We start from the raw sequence: 17,483 nt of genomic DNA, 5'->3' as shown, positions 1-17,483 counted from the left end.
CGAGAGCTGGCGCTTGATGGCTTAGAGCCCGACGTGCGCCGACTGCAAAAGTGCGACGGCGTCCGGCTGACCTTCGAAAGTGACGAGGGCGTGCTTTGTGCGCCCGTGAGCGTGCATCAACAACTCGCCGGGTTCGCCAACAATCGCCACGGATACTGGTGCTCGTTTGGCCACATGCCGAGGGCCTGAAGGATGAACCAACACAATCCCAAGGTCCACCCCTCGGTACAAGAATGCTGCGCGCTTGATCAGTTCGTCCCACAGCGCGTCAGAGTATTCATTGTCCAGCGCCCGCGGTGCCCAACGGTCAGCTGCGCGGCGGATATCTTCGGTGTGAACAAAGTACTCGATGAGATTCGAGCTCTCATCGAAGGCGCGAATTTTCATCGGTGACAGTGCTGGCGGGCCCGCCCGGAAGCGATCCACGAGCTTGTTGTATGCGTCATCTTCAGTCAAAGTCGCTGCCAGCTTGGTTGTGGCTTTATCTGAATTCTTGGCGAGCGAACGCAAGATCAGGCCCAATCCCACTACCGGCTTGTGCTCACGCAAATACAAGTGAGCGGCCAATTCCTTAGTGGTCCAGCCTTCGCAGAGCGTGGCTGAGTGTGGGCCGGCGGCGAGCAGCGTCTCGGCCAGGACTTCGCGGGAAGGATCTACAAAATGCATCACTTGTGAAACTAGCACGGTAGAGCCCTTTGGGGGCAGAAGGACAAGCAGTTTTTGACGCGAAGCTGAGGCACTAGAATTGAGCCGATGTCTGAACCACTAAGCCCCCAAGACCAAACTGGCGTAGCCGTCCTGTCTCCCGAGGTCGCCGAGCGTCTCAAAAGGGACCCTGCAGGACTGGTAGCAGCGATTATCCAGCAGCACGATTCCCACGAGGTTTTGATGCTTGGCTGGATGGATGACGAAGCCCTTCGGCGCACTTTAACCACCGGCCGGGTGACGTTTTATTCGAGGTCACGCCAGGAGTACTGGCGCAAGGGGGACACCTCTGGCCACCAGCAGTGGGTCAAATCGGTGGCCTTGGATTGCGACGGCGACGCCCTCCTAGTGCGTGTTGAGCAGATCGGTGCGGCCTGCCACACCGGCACCCGTACATGCTTCGATGGACGCGATCTGGGCGCCGTGGTGGGAACCCCGCCCGCATACGGCGCCGCGCAAGTGCCGGCTCAGGGGAACAACGTAGACCACATTCAAAGTGTCCAAGGTGGAGCAGCGTAAATATGAAAGACCTAGGAATGATTAGCCCGAGCTTGGAAGAGTTCAGGGAATTAGCCCGTACCCGGCGCGTTATCCCGGTAACTTTTAAAGTTCTGGCAGATGCGGAAACCCCCATCGGTTTGTACCGCAAACTCGCTGACGGCCAGCCAGGCACCTTCCTGATGGAATCAGCAGCTGTAGGCGGAGCTTGGTCCCGCTACTCCTTTATTGGCGCTAACTCGGCGGCGACTCTTACCAGCAAAAACGGCGGGGCTCATTGGATTGGTGAACCGCCTGCCGATGTTCCCGTTGACGGGAACCCGGTGGAAGCCCTCCGGGCAACCATTGATGCGCTGAAAACTGAGCGATTTGAGGGGCTGCCTCCCTTCACTTCCGGCATGGTCGGTTTTGTCGGTTGGGAGTCTGTGCGCCATTGGGAGAAACTGAGCGCGGGCCCCGAGGATGATTTGGCGCTGCCAGAAATCGCTATGAACCTCATCAGTGATATGGCTGTGCATGACAACATGGACGGCACTGTTCTGTTGATCGCCAATGCCATCAATTACAACAACACCACCGAGCGAGTGGACGAGGCCTGGCATTCAGCTGTCCAACGGCTGGAGGCAATGCTAAAGCGTGTTTCCCAGCCGATGAGTCAAGCCATCTCGGTTATGGATGTGGCTGAGCAAGAGTTCTCCGAGAGTGTTAAGGAACGCTGGCCTGAAGCTGACTACATGGCCGCCATTGACCGTGGCAAAGAGGCCATTGTGGACGGCGAAGTCTTCCAAGTGGTGATTTCGCGGCGCTTCGAAATGGAAGCTAAGTCCTCGGCGCTGGATGTGTACCGCGTTCTGCGCAACACGAACCCCAGCCCGTATATGTACTTGTTCAGCTTTGATGACGCCGAGGGGGAGCCATACACAATTGTGGGTTCATCCCCTGAAGCTCTGGTAACGGTGACCGGCGATGAGGTCATCACCCACCCGATTGCTGGCTCCCGGCCGCGCGGTGCAACAGTGGAACAGGACAAGGCGCTGGCTCAAGAGCTTTTGGCCGATCAGAAGGAACGCGCCGAGCACTTGATGCTAGTTGATCTTTCCCGCAACGATCTTTCCAAGGTCTGTGTTGCAGGGACAGTGGACGTCAGCCAATTTATGGAGGTGGAGCGCTTCAGCCACATCATGCACCTCGTGTCCACTGTGGTGGGAAAGCTTTCCCCCAACGCCACCGCATACGACGTTTTGGCAGCAACCTTTCCGGCAGGTACGTTGTCCGGCGCGCCGAAGCCACGCGCTTTGCGTTTGCTTGACGAGCTGGAGCCATACCGCCGTGGAGTTTACGGCGGTGTTATCGGTTACCTTGACTTCGCTGGTGACATGGACATGGCCATTGCCATCCGCACAGCCTTGTTACGTCATGGCAATGCCTACGTTCAGGCCGGTGGCGGCATTGTTGCCGATTCACATAAACCATCAGAAGCGTTGGAAACCGTGAACAAGGCGGCAGCGCCGTTGCGCGCAGTGCATGCCGCAGCCTCTCTCAAGGACGTGGATGTCAGTGTGCTGGCTGAGGAGACTAAATCCCCGGTGCACACAAATGCCCAACCCAACCCGGAAACTGAGGCTGCAAAGTGACTGGTTCGGAGGCAGAGCCCACTGCATCTGATACTTCAAGGGGAAAAATAACCGAAACTACAGTCTCGCGCTCGGCCACCACGCCGCGTTGGGCCCGTAAGGGCACGGTAGTCCTCCTGACGGTAGCCTTGGCCTTGGTGGTCTTTGGTACCACCACCCAAACGTGGCTCAACGTCACGCTGGATCCCAGCGATGTACGCGTGGCACCCTTGAAAGTTGCTGGGTCCAAAGCCGCTACAGCTGTGACTGCCTTGGCGTTAGTGTCCTTGGCTGGCGCGCTGGCCGCTTCCATTGCGGGCCGCGTTGCTCGCTGGATTATTGCCGTGATGATTGTGATCTCCGCAGCAGGAATTGTTTCTGCAGGCGCCACGGTCTTGGCGGATCCGCTCAGTGCTGCACAGAGCGCCATCGCTTCGGCCACCGGCATTGCAGAGGGGAACGCAGACGTACAAACCACAGTGTTTCCTGTGATCGCGATGGTGGCGGGGGTGCTCTTGGCGCTATCCGCCGTCGTCCTTCTTTTGGCTGGTCGGCACTGGAAGCAGAACACACGATATAAGTCCGCCGCAGCGGCTGCCGCTTCAGGCACCGGCGAGGGGACCAACGCCGAGCATGAGGCATCTGAGGACTTGGACGAAATCGACAGTTGGGACAGCCTCTCCCGCGGAGAAGACCCAACGTAACGCGAAGGCCTCAGATGGGGTCAAATAATGGCAGAATGTAAGCAGTATTCACCCTGAGGAGATAGACATGAGCAAAGCAACCGCTTCCACTTCCACACACGAGAGCGACGTTGATTTGCCGTTGCATGGCGCAGATTTGGGCCACGGCAACAGCCCGGCCGCTTGGACCACCGTGTTCATCATGTTGTTTGGTGCCCTGGTTTCTAGCATCGCTTACGTGATCGCCAGCGCCCCCATTTTCTGGGGTGGCATTGTGGTCATGCTTATTGGTTTGCTGGTTGGTTTTGGCATGCGCAAAGCCGGCTACGGTGTGGGCGGCAGCAAGCTGAAAAGCAACGGCCACTAAGCGTGACCGTCCTCGAGGACATTATTGTTGGCGTCACTGAAGACCTAGACGTACGACGTCGGGACCTCGCCTTAGAGGACCTGAAGGCAATTGCGCTGTCCGCGCCAGCTGCACGCGATGCTTACGCCGCCTTGGGTGGCGATGAGTTGCCGCGTGAGCAGATGCGGGTGATCGCTGAGATTAAGCGCAAGAGCCCCTCTAAAGGTGCATTGGCTGGTATTTCAGACCCGGCAGCTCTAGCTGAGCAGTACCAAGACGGTGGTGCGTCGGTGATCAGTGTTCTGACTGAACAGCGCCGCTTTGGTGGCAGCCTGTCAGATCTGGATGCCGTCCGCGAACGTGTCAGCATCCCTTTGCTGCGTAAGGACTTCACAGTTGACGAGTACCAAATCTGGGAAGCCCGCGCACACGGGGCTGACCTCATTCTGCTTATTGTGGCTGCCCTTAGCGACGCCAAATTGCGCGAATTCTTGGATCTGACTCACAGCCTGGGTATGAACGCGCTCGTGGAGACGCATACTGAGGATGAAATTGACCGCGCTGTGGCGCTGGGTGCCAAGATCATTGGTGTGAACGTGCGCAATCTCAAAACTCTTGATGTTGATCGCGGTATATTCGCCAGCCTTGCTCACCGCATTCCGGCCTCTGCGATTGTTGTTGCCGAATCCGGTGTGCGCAGTGCACAAGATGTAGCCGACTACGCGAGCCACGGCGCTCACGCGGTACTGGTTGGCGAAGCTCTGGTCAGCGACGGCAAACCGGCGCAACGGATAGCAGAGTTTCGCGCAATCGGCGCCCAAGCCATGACTTCCCGCTAAAGCTAGCGAACAAGTCAACTCAAACCATTGAACCAAATGCGAACAGGACGGTGACTGCGATGGTTGACTCAACCACCTCTGACCCTCAAGACACTAACGGCGATTCGCCGGTTGACTCATTTCTTGCGGGGGAGCCGTCCTTGCGCCACGCCGCTGGACCATACTTTGGTTCCTACGGTGGACGCTGGATGCCCGAATCGTTGATTGCAGCGTTGGATCAGCTCGAGGAAACTTTTGAGAAGGCCAAAGTTGACCCTGAGTTTTTGGCCCAAATTGCCGAACTCAACAAAAACTATTCAGGCCGCCCCAGCCTTTTGACTGAGGCCAAGCGCTTCTCTGAGCATGCTGGGGGAGTCCGAATCTTCCTCAAGCGTGAGGACCTCAACCACACGGGCTCACACAAGATCAACAACGTCCTGGGTCAGGCACTGTTGGCAAAACGGATGGGTAAAACCCGTTTGATTGCCGAGACTGGCGCAGGTCAGCACGGTGTAGCAAGTGCCACAGCTGCCGCTTTGTTGGGGCTGGAATGTGTTGTGTACATGGGCGCTGAAGATTGCCGGCGTCAGGCACTGAACGTTGCTCGAATGCAGTTGCTCGGTGCCACGGTTGTTCCGGTGACGAATGGTTCACAGACGCTCAAGGACGCCATTAACGATGCGCTTCGTGACTGGGTAGCCAACGTTGAGAATACTCACTACGTTTTGGGCACTGCTGCTGGAGCGCACCCTTTCCCAGCCATGGTCCGCTTTTTCCACGAGGTTATTGGTGAGGAAGCGCGCGCTCAGATTATTGAACAAACCGGCAGCTTGCCGGATGCAGTGTGTGCGTGCATCGGTGGCGGTTCAAACGCCATCGGCATCTTCCACGGTTTCTTGGATGATCCGTCAGTGAAGATCTACGGTTTCGAAGCCGGTGGCGAGGGCGTTGAATCCGGTCGCCACGCAGCCACCATTACCTTAGGCCGTCCAGGCGTGCTGCACGGAGCACGTTCTTACCTGATGCAGGATGAAGACGGTCAAACCATCGAATCGCACTCCATTTCAGCAGGATTGGACTACCCAGGCGTTGGCCCGGAGCATTCCTATTTGGCGGACATTGGCCGTGTTAGCTACGAGCCGATTACTGATGCTGAGGCTATGGATGCGTTCCGGCTTCTGTGCCAAACCGAGGGAATCATCCCCGCGATCGAATCGGCACACGCTTTGGCCGGCGCGATCAAGGTGGGACAACGGCTTGCCCAGGAACACGAGGACGCCGCCAAAAAGGTTGTAATTGTGAACCTCTCCGGCCGTGGAGACAAAGATGTGGAGACGGCAGCTGAGTACTTTGACCTTTTGGACGAAGATGGAAGCGTCAAAGGCACCAACCTGTCCACACGTAGTGCCAAGGGATCGCAGCAGAAGGCCAGTGAGGTAGGTCCGGCATGAGCCAGGAATTCGTGAGCAAATCAGCCACAGCCATTGATAAAGCCAAGGCCCAAGGACGTTCCGCTTTAGTAACGTACTTGCCAGCCGGCTACCCCGATGTTCAGGCAACGATCGACGCCGGAATTGCCATGGCGCAGAACGGCGCCGACATCATTGAGATTGGTATTCCGTACTCCGATCCGGTGATGGACGGTTCTGTGATTCAAGCAGCTACCACCGAAGCCATTGCCAATGGTTTTAGGGTAGCGAGCGTTTTTGACGTAGTGGCTGGTATCACCGCCAAGACAGATGCTGCCGTTTTGGTCATGACGTATTGGAACCCTGTGGTCCGGATGGGCGTGGATGAATTTTCCCGTCGCTTGGCCGAGGCTGGGGGAGCCGGGCTCATCACTCCTGATCTCATCCCCGAAGAGGCTGGCGAATGGTTTGTGGCTTCGGACAAGTACGGACTAGACCGAGTGTTTTTGGTTGCGCCCTCGTCCACACCTGAACGGCTCACCGCAACGGTTGAAGCGAGCCGCGGTTTTGTGTACGCGGTGTCAATTATGGGTGTCACAGGTGCGCGCTCCGCCGTGAGCGGGACAGCTCAGAAACTTGTTGATGACACGCATGCTGCTGGCGCCGAACGCGTTTGTGTGGGGTTGGGTGTTTCAAATGCTGATCATGTGCGCGAGATAGCAGCCTACGCTGACGGTGTGATCGTAGGAACCGCGTTGGTTGCCGCTATTCGTGATGGCGGCGTTCCGGCGGTCGCTGAGCTCACCAGAACCCTCAGCTCTGGGCTTGTCCCAGTAGAACAGGACTAGTTTTTATGTCGATGATCGTTTCAGCTCCGGTCAACGCTGCGGTTCACGTTGCAGCGTCCATCCCCAGCCCCAATTGGTCGGGTTTTTCCATAGGCCCCATCACGATTCACGCTTATGCATTGTGCATCTTGGCTGGAATTGTTGCGGGCTTGGCGCTCACTGGAGCTCGGTGGAAACGCCGCGGGGCGCCGGAGGGCAGCCTTTGGGACATTGCCATTTGGGCCATTCCATTTGGGATCATCGGCGGGCGTTTGTACCACGTGGTTTCCTCGCCTGACGCCTACTTTGGGCCGCATTTTGACGGCACCGGGGATTTGAGCCTTATCCCGCAGATTTGGCGAGGTGGTTTGGGTATTTGGGGTGCCGTGGTCCTAGGAACCTTTGGTGCTTGGATTGGTTGCCGCCGCGCAGGCGTGAAGTTGCCAGCATTCCTTGACGCAGCAGCTCCCGGCCTCTTGTTGGCCCAGGCTCTTGGCCGTTGGGGCAACTGGTTCAATCAAGAACTCTTCGGAGCGCCCACCACCTTGCCCTGGGGCCTGCAGATTGATTCGGCTAGCCCAAATTTCCCGGCTGGTATGGCTCCCGGAACCCTTTTCCACCCCACATTCCTGTACGAATTCGTGTGGAACGTAGTTGGCGTTGTCATCTTGTTGGTTCTAGACCGACGCTTTAAGTTCCGACGCGGCCGCCTCTTCTGGCTCTACGCGATGTACTACACCCTGGGTCGCGTCTGGATCGAATACCTTCGTATTGATGATGCCCAGCACATCACTATCTTTGGCATCACCACACGTTTGAATGTCTGGACAAGCATTGCCGTTTTTGTTCTGGCACTGATCGTATTCATTGCCCTGTCGCTGCGCGCACGTCCAAACCCGGACACCGTGTACTTGCGTGGTGGGGAGCCTGAGCTGGTTGCTGCGGAAGAAATCAGCAAGGATGAGAATAACGACGGCGCCACGGTTGTCCGTGATTCGGACACCACCGTCTCAAAGAGTGAACAACGTGATAGTCTCGCAGCAACTCACGGCGATCTAGGTACTAAGACCGGTACCGATCGCCAACAAAGTGCCCCGGAAACAGGCGCATCAGATACTGAATCCGGACCCGCAAACAAGCAAGACTGAAACACCCTTCAGTGGACGCTCGTTCAGGCAGATGAGGGCTCAACGTAGCGTTGCGGCAGCGTACTTGTCCAGCTAGTGGTCAGAAGTACGTAACCATTCGTTAACGTAGAGCATCTGCCTTACAATTCTCAGTAAGTATCGCCTTGTTGCGCCCGTCACACGGGCAACATCGTGGGGCCAGTGTTGTCCCCTCCGTAGGCACGACCAGGAGGAAGGACGTTCAGTCATGACTCGAGAGCTTCAAATCCCTAACGGGAGCACACCAACGGCCCCCAGTGGCGTTGAGTCCCCGTTCAAGCGTTTCGCTAATATGCCTGCAGCTCAGGGACTCTACAGTCCTGACCAAGAGCGTGACGCATGTGGTTTGGCCATTATTGCCACCCTGCGCGGCGAGCCAGGCTATGACATTGTGGCCAAGGCCCTGACTGCGCTACGCAACCTCGAGCACCGCGGCGCTGTGGGTGCAGACGAAGGTACCGGCGACGGGGCCGGCCTCCTGATGCAGGTCCCTGACGAGTTCTTCCGCGCGGTCACCGACTTCGATTTGCCGCCAGCCGGACAATACGCCGTAGGTACAGCGTTTTTGCCTGCGGTGGATCGCGAAGCTGAGACGGCCAAAGCTGGCATTGAAGCTCTCGCTGAAGACGAAGGGCTTAAGGTTCTTGGTTGGCGTGAAGTGCCGATTGTGGCCGATCTTGTAGGTGCCATGGCACGAGCATGTATGCCCTACTTCTCGCAGCCGTTCTTCGCTACCGAAAACGGCGAAGTGCTGGACCGCAACGAGCTCGATTCTCGTGCTTGGCGTATCCGCAAGCGTGCCCAAAACAAGTTCGGTGTGTACTTCCCGTCGCTGTCCTCACGGACGATTGTCTACAAGGGAATGCTGACCACAGCTCAGCTGGAACCGTTCTACCCTGACCTTTCAGACCAGCGGTTTAAGACCAAACTGGCTATTGTTCACTCCCGATTCTCCACCAACACGTTCCCGTCATGGCCGCTGGCTCAGCCGTTCCGCACCATTGCCCACAACGGTGAAATCAACACGGTCAAGGGAAACCGTAACTGGATGCGTGCACGCCAATCCCAGTTGCAGAGCCCGCTTTTGGGTGATTCGCCTGAAGAGTTGTACCCCATCTGCACCCCGGGCGCTTCTGACTCAGCCTCCTTTGACGAGGTAGCTGAGCTCTTGTGGCTCTCCGGCCGCCCCATCACTCACTCGATCATGATGATGATCCCCGAGGCCTGGGAAAACCACGCCACGATGGATCCGGCTCGCCGTGCGTTCTACGAGTACCACTCCATGTTGATGGAGCCGTGGGACGGCCCTGCAGCAGTATCCTTTACCGACGGTAATTTGGTTGGCGCAACTTTGGACCGCAATGGCCTGCGTCCGGGACGTTACTGGATCACCGAAGAGGGTCTGATCGTCTTCGCCTCAGAAGTTGGTGTGCTTGATATTGAGCCGTCCAACGTGGTCAAAAAGGGCCGTGTTTCGCCGGGGAAGATGTTCTTGGTGGACACCGAAGCCGGACGCATCATTGCTGACGAAGAGGTTAAAGCGGAGATCGCTGCAGCGAACCCGTGGGCTGACTGGGTCAAGGACAACCTGATCAACCTCGAGGATCTGCCTGAGCGTGAGCACGTGGTTCACACCCGCGCCTCGGTCAACATTCGCCAGCGCACCTTTGGCTACACCACTGAAGAACTCAAGATCCTTTTGGGCCCCATGGCAAGCAAGGGTGCTGAGCCACTCGGTGCCATGGGATCGGACACTCCGGTAGCTGTGCTCTCCAAGCGTCCTCGCTTGCTGTTCGACTACTTTGTTCAGTCCTTCGCGCAGGTCACTAACCCGCCGCTGGATGCTATCCGCGAGGAACTGGTTACCTCGCTGCGTTGCGCTGTTGGTCCCAACGGTAACTTGCTGGACACCTCACAGGTCCGTCAGCCGCAAATCTCGCTGCCGTTCCCGGTGATCAATAACGATCAGCTGGCTAAGATTGCAAACTTGGAAAACGCCGACGGCGATCGCGTAGCCATCAAGGTGCGCGGCTTGTATCGCCCCGAAGGCGGCGAAGCAGCACTGCGGGCCCGTTTGACCGAAATTTGTGAGCAGGTTTCCGGTGCCATCAACCGTGGTGTTCAATATGTGGTCCTTTCTGACCGCGACTCGAACGCCCAGTGGGCGCCGATTCCTTCCTTGCTGCTTCTCAGCGCGGTTCACCACCACTTGCTGCGTAGTGCCAACCGCACCAAAACAGCGCTGTTGGTAGAAGCTGGCGATGTGCGCGAAGTCCACCACGTTGCAGTTCTGGTGGGCTACGGAGCCTCGGCAGTGAACCCGTATTTGGCCATGGAAACCGTTGAAGAGCTCATCCGCTCCGGCGATGTTGTGGGGGTTACGCCTGAAGCTGGCGTTTACAACCTCATCAAGGGTCTGGGCAAGGGCGTCTTGAAGATTATGTCCAAGATGGGCATCTCCACCGTGGGTTCATACTGTGGTGCGCAAACCTTCGAAGCACTTGGATTGTCTCAAGAGCTTGTGGATGAATACTTCTCTGGAACTCGTTCGCAGCTCGGCGGCGTTGGCTTGGACGTGATCGCGGCAGAAGTTTCCGCTCGCCACGGCTTCGCCTACCCGGAAGAGGGCATCGAGAAGCCGCACAGCCCGCTGGTGGGTGGAGGCGAGTACCAGTGGCGCCGCGACGGCGAACCACACTTGTTCAACCCTGAGACGGTTTTCCGTTTACAGCATGCAACACGCGAACGCCGCTACGACATTTTCAAGGCGTACACCAACGGTGTTGACGATCAGTCAACCAACTTGATGACCTTGCGTGGGTTGCTCAAGTTCAAGAACGGAGTCCGCCCGCCAGTTCCGCTGGAAGAGGTGGAGCCGGTTTCTTCGATTGTGAAGCGCTTCTCTACCGGTGCCATGAGCTACGGTTCCATTTCTCAAGAGGCTCACGAGACGCTTGCTATTGCCATGAACCGTTTGGGCGGTAAGTCCAACACGGGTGAAGGTGGCGAAGACGTTGAGCGTCTTTTGGATCCCGAGCGCCGTTCGGCGATCAAGCAGATTGCCTCTGGCCGTTTTGGTGTCACGAGTTTGTACCTGACGAACGCCCAAGACATTCAGATCAAGATGGCCCAGGGCGCAAAGCCTGGCGAGGGTGGCCAGTTGATGGCCCAGAAGGTTTACCCGTGGGTGGCCCGCACGCGTCACTCAACGCCGGGTGTTGGGCTCATTTCGCCGCCCCCGCACCACGACATTTACTCGATCGAGGACCTCGCGCAGCTCATCTACGATGCCAAGCGCGCTAACCCCTCGGCTCGTGTTCACGTCAAGCTCGTCTCTGAGGTGGGTATTGGCACAGTGGCCGCCGGTGTGACAAAGGCTAAGGCCGACGTCGTACTTGTTTCAGGGCACGACGGCGGTACCGGCGCCTCGCCGCTGAACTCGCTCAAGCACGCTGGTGTTCCGTGGGAGTTGGGCTTGGCAGAGACTCAGCAGACACTGATGCTCAACGGGCTCCGTGACCGTGTTGTGGTTCAGGTTGATGGTCAGCTCAAGACTGGCCGGGACGTGGTCATTGCCGCGCTCCTGGGTGGCGAAGAATTTGGTTTTGCTACGGCCCCGCTGGTGGTTTCGGGCTGCATCATGATGCGTGTTTGCCACTTGGATACTTGCCCGGTGGGCGTGGCAACACAGAACCCTGAGCTGCGTGCACGTTTCAGTGGCAAGCCCGAGTTTGTGATCAACTTCTTCGAATTCTTGGCTGAAGAAGTTCGCGAAATCCTGGCAGAGCTTGGTTTCCGCAGCTTGGAAGAGGCCATTGGCCACTCTGAGGTGTTGGACACTCGGGATGCGATCAACCACTGGAAGGCCGAGGGTCTTGACCTGGATCCGATCCTGCACGGTCTGGAATTTGACGATGACGCTCCTTTGCGCAATCTCACCACTCAGAACCACGAGTTGGATAAGCACTTTGACCAGCAACTGATCACCATGTCCGCAGAGGCGCTTACGGATCGCAGCCCGGTGAAGATCTCCCTTGAGGTCATCAACACGGACCGGTCTGTGGGCACCATGCTTGGCCATGAGGTAACCAAGAAGTTTGGTGTTGAAACGCTTGCCACGGACACCATTGATGTCACGCTCACCGGTACTGCCGGGCAGTCATTGGGTGCTTTCTTGCCAGCCGGTATTACCTTGCGGCTCTTTGGCGATTCAAATGACTACGTGGGTAAGGGCCTTTCCGGCGGACGTATTATTGTCCGTCCGGACCGCACAAACGTTTTCGCCGCCGAACGCAACGTGATTGCCGGCAACGTGATCGGTTACGGTGCCACCAGCGGAGAGATTTTCTTGCGCGGCCAAGTGGGCGAACGCTTTATGGTCCGCAACTCAGGCGCCACAGCAGTGGTTGAAGGTATTGGCGATCACGGTTGTGAGTACATGACCGGTGGACAAGCGCTGATCCTAGGACGCACAGGCCGCAACTTCGGCGCTGGTATGTCCGGTGGAACGGCCTACGTTTTGGACTTGCGTCCTGAACGGGTCAACAAAGAAGCTGTGGAATCTGGCGAACTGAAACTCATGCCGCTTGATGCTGAGGATCGGGACATTGTTCACGGTCTCCTGCAGAAGCACGTTGAGGAAACAGAATCGCTTCACGGTACTCGTTTACTCGAGAACTTTGACGACACAGCAGCGCGTATCACTAAGGTGCTCCCGCGCGATTACGCAGCAGTGCTGCAGACACGCCTAGATGCTATCGAAGAGGGCCTTGACCCCGATGGCGAAGAAGTCTGGTCTCGAATCATGGAGGTAACCGGTGGCTGATCCACGCGGATTTTTGAAAGTACGCCAGCGCGAGACGCAGCCCCGCCGCCCCGTTCCGGTTCGTATTATGGACTGGAAAGAAGTGTACGAGGCTCAGGAAAAGGGTGTCCTCAAGGCCCAAGCCGGGCGGTGCATGGACTGTGGTGTGCCGTTCTGCCACCAGGGATGCCCGCTAGGTAACCTCATTCCGGAGTGGAATGACCTTACGTGGCGTGGCCAGGGTCAGGAAGCAATTGAGCGTTTGCACGCCACCAACAACTTCCCGGAGTTCACGGGACGTTTGTGCCCGGCACCGTGCGAGTCCTCATGTGTCTTGGGCATCAACCAGCCAGCCGTAACCATCAAGCAGGTAGAGGTTTCTATCATTGATGAAGCTTTCGAAAACGGTTGGGTTGAGCCTTTGCCACCTACCCGTTTGACCGGCAAAACAGTGGCTGTGGTTGGCTCTGGCCCCGCAGGTTTGGCTGCTGCCCAGCAGCTCACCCGCGTGGGGCACACCGTTGCCGTCTACGAACGTGACGACAAGATCGGTGGCTTGCTCCGCTACGGCATCCCCGACTTCAAGATGGAAAAAGAACACCTGGACCGTCGTCTCGAGCAGATGAAGGCGGAGGGGACCCGCTTCCGTACCGGAGTTTCGGTGGGCACCGACGTTAGCTGGGAACAATTGCGACGCCGCTATGACGCCGTCGTTATTTGCACCGGCGCCACCGTGCCGCGCGATTTGCCGATTCCCGGCCGCGAACTGGACGGCGTTCACTTCGCCATGGATTACTTGGTTCCCTCCAACCGCGCGGTGGCAGGGGAGTCCCTGGAATCTCAGATTCACGCCAAGGACAAGCACGTAGTGATCTTGGGCGGTGGCGATACTGGGGCTGACTGCTTGGGTACCGCCCACCGCCACCAAGCGGCATCAGTGACTACATTGGCTATTGGTCAGCAGCCGCCGGAAGAGCGTGCAGCTCACCAGCCATGGCCAACCTTCCCCACGCTGTTTGAAGTTGCTAGCGCCCATGAAGAAGGCGGTGAGCGCAGCTACTTGGCGTCCACCGTTGAATTTGTGGGTCAAGACGGCAAACTGACCGGCGTGAAAGTTGCCGAGACAGAATTTGTAGACGGCAAGCGACTGCCCAAGGCCGGTACGGAGCGTGTGATCCCTGCTGACCTGGTTTTCTTGGCACTGGGTTTCACCGGCGCTGAGCCAGCTGGCATCCAGGAACAGGTAAAAGCAGAATTCGATGGCCGCGGCAACGTGGCACGCGATGGCTACTACATGACCAACACTGAAGGCATTTTTGTGGCCGGCGATGCTGGCCGCGGACAGTCCCTGATTGTCTGGGCCATAGCCGAGGGCCGGGCCGCCGCTGCAGCCGTTGATCAATTCTTGATGGGTAGTACCATCCTTCCGGCACCGGTGGCACCCACCGATAAGGCGATCTCCGTTCTTTAGTCGCCAGAAATTCAGACGTTAGAAATCTAATGAGTAGTTGTAAGAACTAGGGTAGGTATATGAGACGCGCAAAAATTGTGGCCACTTTCGGCCCGGCCATCGCCAGCTTTGAAAACACGCTTGCCGTGTTGGAAGCCGGCGTAGATGTGGCCCGCATGAACATGAGCCATGGTGACCATGGAGTACATGACAACACCTACGAGAACGTTCGCAAGGCATCCGCCCAATTGGGTAAGGCTGTTGCGATCATGGCTGACCTCCAGGGCCCCAAGATTCGTCTTGGCCGCTTTGTTGATGGTCCTCATGCCCTTGCCGTGGGTGACATCTTCACCATCACCACCGAGGATGTTCCAGGTACCAAGGACATTTGCTCCACCACCCTCAAGAGCCTGACCGAGGACGTCAAGGTTGGTGACGCCCTGCTGATCGACGACGGTAAAGTCGCCTTGCGTGCCATTGAGGTGGACGCCGTCAAGGTAGTCGCAGAGGTAACTGTTGGTGGTGTTGTGTCCAACAACAAGGGCATCAACTTGCCTGGAGTTGCGGTCAACGTACCTGCACTGAGTGAAAAAGACGAGACCGACCTGCGCTGGGCTATGCAGCGTGGCGTTGACATGGTGGCTTTGTCCTTCGTCCGTGATGCCTCGGACATTGTCCGCGTTCACGAAATCATGGACGAAGAGGGCCGCCGTGTGCCGGTGATCGCCAAGATCGAGAAGCCGCAGGCCGTTGAGCAGTTGTCTGAGATCATTGATGCGTTTGACGCGATCATGGTGGCTCGTGGTGACCTCGGTGTGGAGCTGCCGCTTGAAGAGGTACCGATCGTTCAGAAGCGCGCCGTTGAATTGGCTCGCCGCTGGGCCAAGCCGGTTATTGTGGCAACTCAGGTTCTTGAGTCCATGATCGATAACCCGCGTCCTACTCGCGCTGAAGCATCTGACTGCGCGAACGCCGTTCTGGATGGTGCTGACGCTGTCATGCTTTCGGGCGAAACCAGTGTTGGTAAGTACCCCATCGAGACCGTTAAGACCATGGCTCGGATCATTGAGTCCACTGAAGAGCACGGCCTCGAGCGCGTTCCCCCATTGGGTACCAAGCCCAAGACTCGCGGTGGAGCAATCACTCGCGCCGCCGTCGAAATCGCTGACCAAATTGACGCGAAGTACATCTGTACTTTCACGCAGTCCGGTGATTCTGCGCGTCGTCTGTCCCGTTTGCGTCCAATCAAGCAGGTCTTCGCTTTCACTCCTGTGGAGCAGGTCTGGAACCAGTTGGCACTAACTTGGGGCATTACGCCGTTACTGGTGCCGATGGTGGACCACACTGATGACATGACGGCGCAGGTGGACCGTAGCCTGCTCGAGAGTGGCTTGGTAGAAGATGGTGACCTGGTGGTTATCGCTGCCGGTTCCCCTCCCGGACAAGCTGGCTCCACGAACTCCTTGAAGGTTCACCGTGTGGGCGACTTGGCAGACACCAAGAAGTCTGACGGTGTTCCGGTTAACAAGGAAAAGCTTGGCCCGTGGCCTGAAAAGAAGAAAAAGAGCAACGGCAAGATCTAGTTGCACATAAGGAAGGCTCCCACCGAGGTGGGAGCCTTCCTTATTTTTTGAGTATTTAGTTGCGAACTAGTTGACCTGGTTAATGATGGTCTCGGCAACTTCGCGCATGCTCAGTCGGCGGTCCATGGAGGTCTTCTGGATCCAGCGGAAAGCTTCCGGCTCAGTGAGGCCCATCTTGGTGGTCAAAAGGCTCTTAGCGCGCTCTACAAGCTTGCGAGTGGCGAACTGTTCCTGCAGGTCAGAGACCTCATTTTCGAGGGCTTTGATCTCTTCGTGGCGAGAAAGAGCGATTTCCAACGCGGGGATGAGATCGGCCGGGGTAAACGGCTTCACCACGTAGGCCATGGCGCCGGCGTCCCGTGCGCGCTCCACAAGTTCTTTCTGGCTGAAAGCAGTGAGGAGAACCACCGGGGCAATGCGGGCTTTGACGATCTTTTCCGCAGCGGTGATGCCGTCCATGACCGGCATCTTGACGTCCATCAGGACCAGATCCGGCTTGAGTTCTTCGGCTAGCTGAACAGCCTTTTCGCCATTGTCGGCTTCGCCAACGACGTCGTAGCCCTCACCGCGGAGAATCTCAATAATATCCAAGCGGATAAGTGTTTCATCCTCGGCTACCACCACGCGGCGCGCGGGCTGGGCGGGGCTGGTTGAATCCGTCTGTTCTGACACAGGATCTCCTCGAGAGCGGGGTAGTGGGACGCTTAAAGTTTAGTCGCGATGACGCCACCCTTGCCGCCAATGCTCGATTGTTGGTTTTAGCCTATATGCATGTAGAGTAGTTTCGCGCACTGAGTCGCGGAGGGAACCAAAAGGTTACTTGACTCTAGTGTTTCCGCGCCCGAGTGGCGGAACGGCAGACGCGCTGCACTCAAAATGCAGTATCGAAAGGTGTGTGGGTTCGAATCCCACCTCGGGCACAATTGTGATGTCTCGGGTCATAGTTCTCACTATGTCTCGGGACATCGTTCCCACTTTTTGTGGGGATGAATATAGTTACACCTCGGTCTTCGGACCGGGGTGTTTCTTTTTTGCCTGGTAGTCCTTGGTGTCGTCGAGGATGTATTCGGCGATGATTTCTGCTGTGTCGTGATGGATGACTATGACTTCGGTGTCGTGTACTAGCAACCGGACCTTGTCGTATTTGTATGCTCGCCCGATGCCGAGGTGAAGGAGGTGACCTCCGTAGCGCAGGCTGACGGTTCCTGATGCGTCGACTCGGTCCATACGGGCGCGGAAGTGCGGCTGGTCTTTTGTCAGGGCTGGGGTTGCTGAGGTGTACTACTGATCTGAGACAGTCTTTGAAAGGATTGTTCTCATGTCTTCTCGACCCACCTATTCTGATGAGTTCAAGGCTGATGCTGTTGCGTTGGCTAGTTCCTCTGGCCGGCCATTAGCTCTGGTAGCCGTTGAGCTTGGCGTTTCCCTGACCGCTCTCAAACGCTGGATCAGGCTCGACCGTGAAGGCGAGACTGGCGGCGCCCGAACACCGGACACCCCGGTTGATGCAGCGAAGTACAAGGCGATGGAAATCCGGTTACGTGAAGTGGAACGGGAGAACGAATTCCTAAAAAAAGTTTC

General features: G+C 57.3%; 15 protein-coding genes and 1 tRNA gene. 13 read left to right on the top strand and 3 right to left on the bottom strand.

From position 1 onward, the window contains the following. Positions 1-21 precede the first annotated feature (21 nt). Positions 22-666, bottom strand: a complete 645-nt coding sequence (locus tag ACQR35_RS11445; protein WP_430268331.1) for a TIGR03085 family metal-binding protein — start codon at positions 664-666, stop codon at positions 22-24. An 87-nt stretch (positions 667-753) separates the two neighbouring features. Here ACQR35_RS11445 and hisI point away from each other — a divergent pair, with 87 nt between their 5' ends. The 11 genes from hisI to pyk all read left to right on the top strand — a co-directional run bounded on the left by hisI (position 754) and on the right by pyk (position 15,902). Next, positions 754-1,224 carry a phosphoribosyl-AMP cyclohydrolase gene (gene hisI, locus ACQR35_RS11440; protein WP_430268316.1) on the top strand — a complete coding sequence of 157 codons (471 nt, stop codon included), beginning with the start codon at positions 754-756 and terminating at the stop codon, positions 1,222-1,224. 2 nt (positions 1,225-1,226) lie between these two features. Continuing rightward, positions 1,227-2,837 carry an anthranilate synthase component I gene (locus tag ACQR35_RS11435; protein WP_430268317.1) on the top strand — a complete coding sequence of 537 codons (1,611 nt, stop codon included), beginning with the start codon at positions 1,227-1,229 and terminating at the stop codon, positions 2,835-2,837. 47 nt (positions 2,838-2,884) lie between these two features. Beyond that, positions 2,885-3,520, top strand: a complete 636-nt coding sequence (locus tag ACQR35_RS11430; RefSeq protein WP_430270139.1) for a Trp biosynthesis-associated membrane protein — start codon at positions 2,885-2,887, stop codon at positions 3,518-3,520. Between the two features lie 67 nt (positions 3,521-3,587). Beyond that, positions 3,588-3,866, top strand: coding sequence for an HGxxPAAW family protein (locus ACQR35_RS11425; protein ID WP_430268318.1), 279 nt, complete (start codon positions 3,588-3,590; stop codon positions 3,864-3,866). Between the two features lie 2 nt (positions 3,867-3,868). Beyond that, positions 3,869-4,684, top strand: a complete 816-nt coding sequence (gene trpC, locus ACQR35_RS11420; protein ID WP_430268319.1) for an indole-3-glycerol phosphate synthase TrpC — start codon at positions 3,869-3,871, stop codon at positions 4,682-4,684. A 59-nt stretch (positions 4,685-4,743) separates the two neighbouring features. Continuing rightward, positions 4,744-6,114, top strand: a complete 1,371-nt coding sequence (gene trpB / locus ACQR35_RS11415) for a tryptophan synthase subunit beta (protein WP_430270112.1) — start codon at positions 4,744-4,746, stop codon at positions 6,112-6,114. Then, on the top strand, positions 6,111-6,920 hold the full coding sequence (gene trpA, locus ACQR35_RS11410; RefSeq protein ID WP_430268321.1) for a tryptophan synthase subunit alpha: 810 nt from the start codon (positions 6,111-6,113) through the stop codon (positions 6,918-6,920). Before trpB ends, trpA begins: the two co-directional genes overlap by 4 nt. A gap of 5 nt (positions 6,921-6,925) precedes the next feature. Continuing rightward, positions 6,926-8,047 (top strand): prolipoprotein diacylglyceryl transferase, encoded by a 1,122-nt coding sequence (gene lgt, locus ACQR35_RS11405; protein ID WP_430270111.1) that lies wholly within the window; start codon positions 6,926-6,928, stop codon positions 8,045-8,047. A gap of 226 nt (positions 8,048-8,273) precedes the next feature. Beyond that, on the top strand, positions 8,274-12,890 hold the full coding sequence (gene gltB, locus ACQR35_RS11400; RefSeq protein WP_430268323.1) for a glutamate synthase large subunit: 4,617 nt from the start codon (positions 8,274-8,276) through the stop codon (positions 12,888-12,890). Further along, positions 12,883-14,340, top strand: coding sequence for a glutamate synthase subunit beta (locus ACQR35_RS11395; RefSeq protein ID WP_430268324.1), 1,458 nt, complete (start codon positions 12,883-12,885; stop codon positions 14,338-14,340). The genes gltB and ACQR35_RS11395 overlap by 8 nt, the downstream gene beginning before the upstream one ends. A gap of 59 nt (positions 14,341-14,399) precedes the next feature. Further along, the gene (pyk, locus tag ACQR35_RS11390; protein ID WP_430268325.1) at positions 14,400-15,902 is read left to right on the top strand and encodes a pyruvate kinase; all 1,503 of its coding nucleotides are present in this window, start codon (positions 14,400-14,402) and stop codon (positions 15,900-15,902) included. A 66-nt stretch (positions 15,903-15,968) separates the two neighbouring features. Here the strand turns inward: pyk and ACQR35_RS11385 are convergent, their stop codons facing one another. After that, a complete protein-coding gene (locus tag ACQR35_RS11385) occupies positions 15,969-16,574 on the bottom strand; it encodes an ANTAR domain-containing response regulator (RefSeq protein ID WP_430268326.1) in 606 nt (201 codons plus the stop codon). Between the two features lie 167 nt (positions 16,575-16,741). On the opposite strand from ACQR35_RS11385, the gene ACQR35_RS11380 reads away from it, so the two are divergent. Next, a tRNA-Leu gene (locus tag ACQR35_RS11380) sits at positions 16,742-16,822 on the top strand. A 76-nt stretch (positions 16,823-16,898) separates the two neighbouring features. Here the strand turns inward: ACQR35_RS11380 and ACQR35_RS11375 are convergent. Then, entirely contained in the window at positions 16,899-17,129 is a 231-nt protein-coding gene (locus tag ACQR35_RS11375; protein WP_430268327.1) for a hypothetical protein, read from the bottom strand. Between the two features lie 91 nt (positions 17,130-17,220). On the opposite strand from ACQR35_RS11375, the gene ACQR35_RS11370 reads away from it, so the two are divergent. Next, positions 17,221-17,483 (top strand): transposase (locus tag ACQR35_RS11370; RefSeq protein WP_430269233.1); only part of this gene is annotated, 263 nt, incomplete at its 3' end.

Origin of the sequence: Pseudarthrobacter sp. J1738 (assembly GCF_050490315.1) — a bacterium.
Lineage (GTDB): Bacteria > Actinomycetota > Actinomycetes > Actinomycetales > Micrococcaceae > JBNPEO01.
The sequence above is the reverse complement of the archived record's forward strand: the minus strand, read 5'-3'. Positions and strand labels throughout refer to the sequence as shown.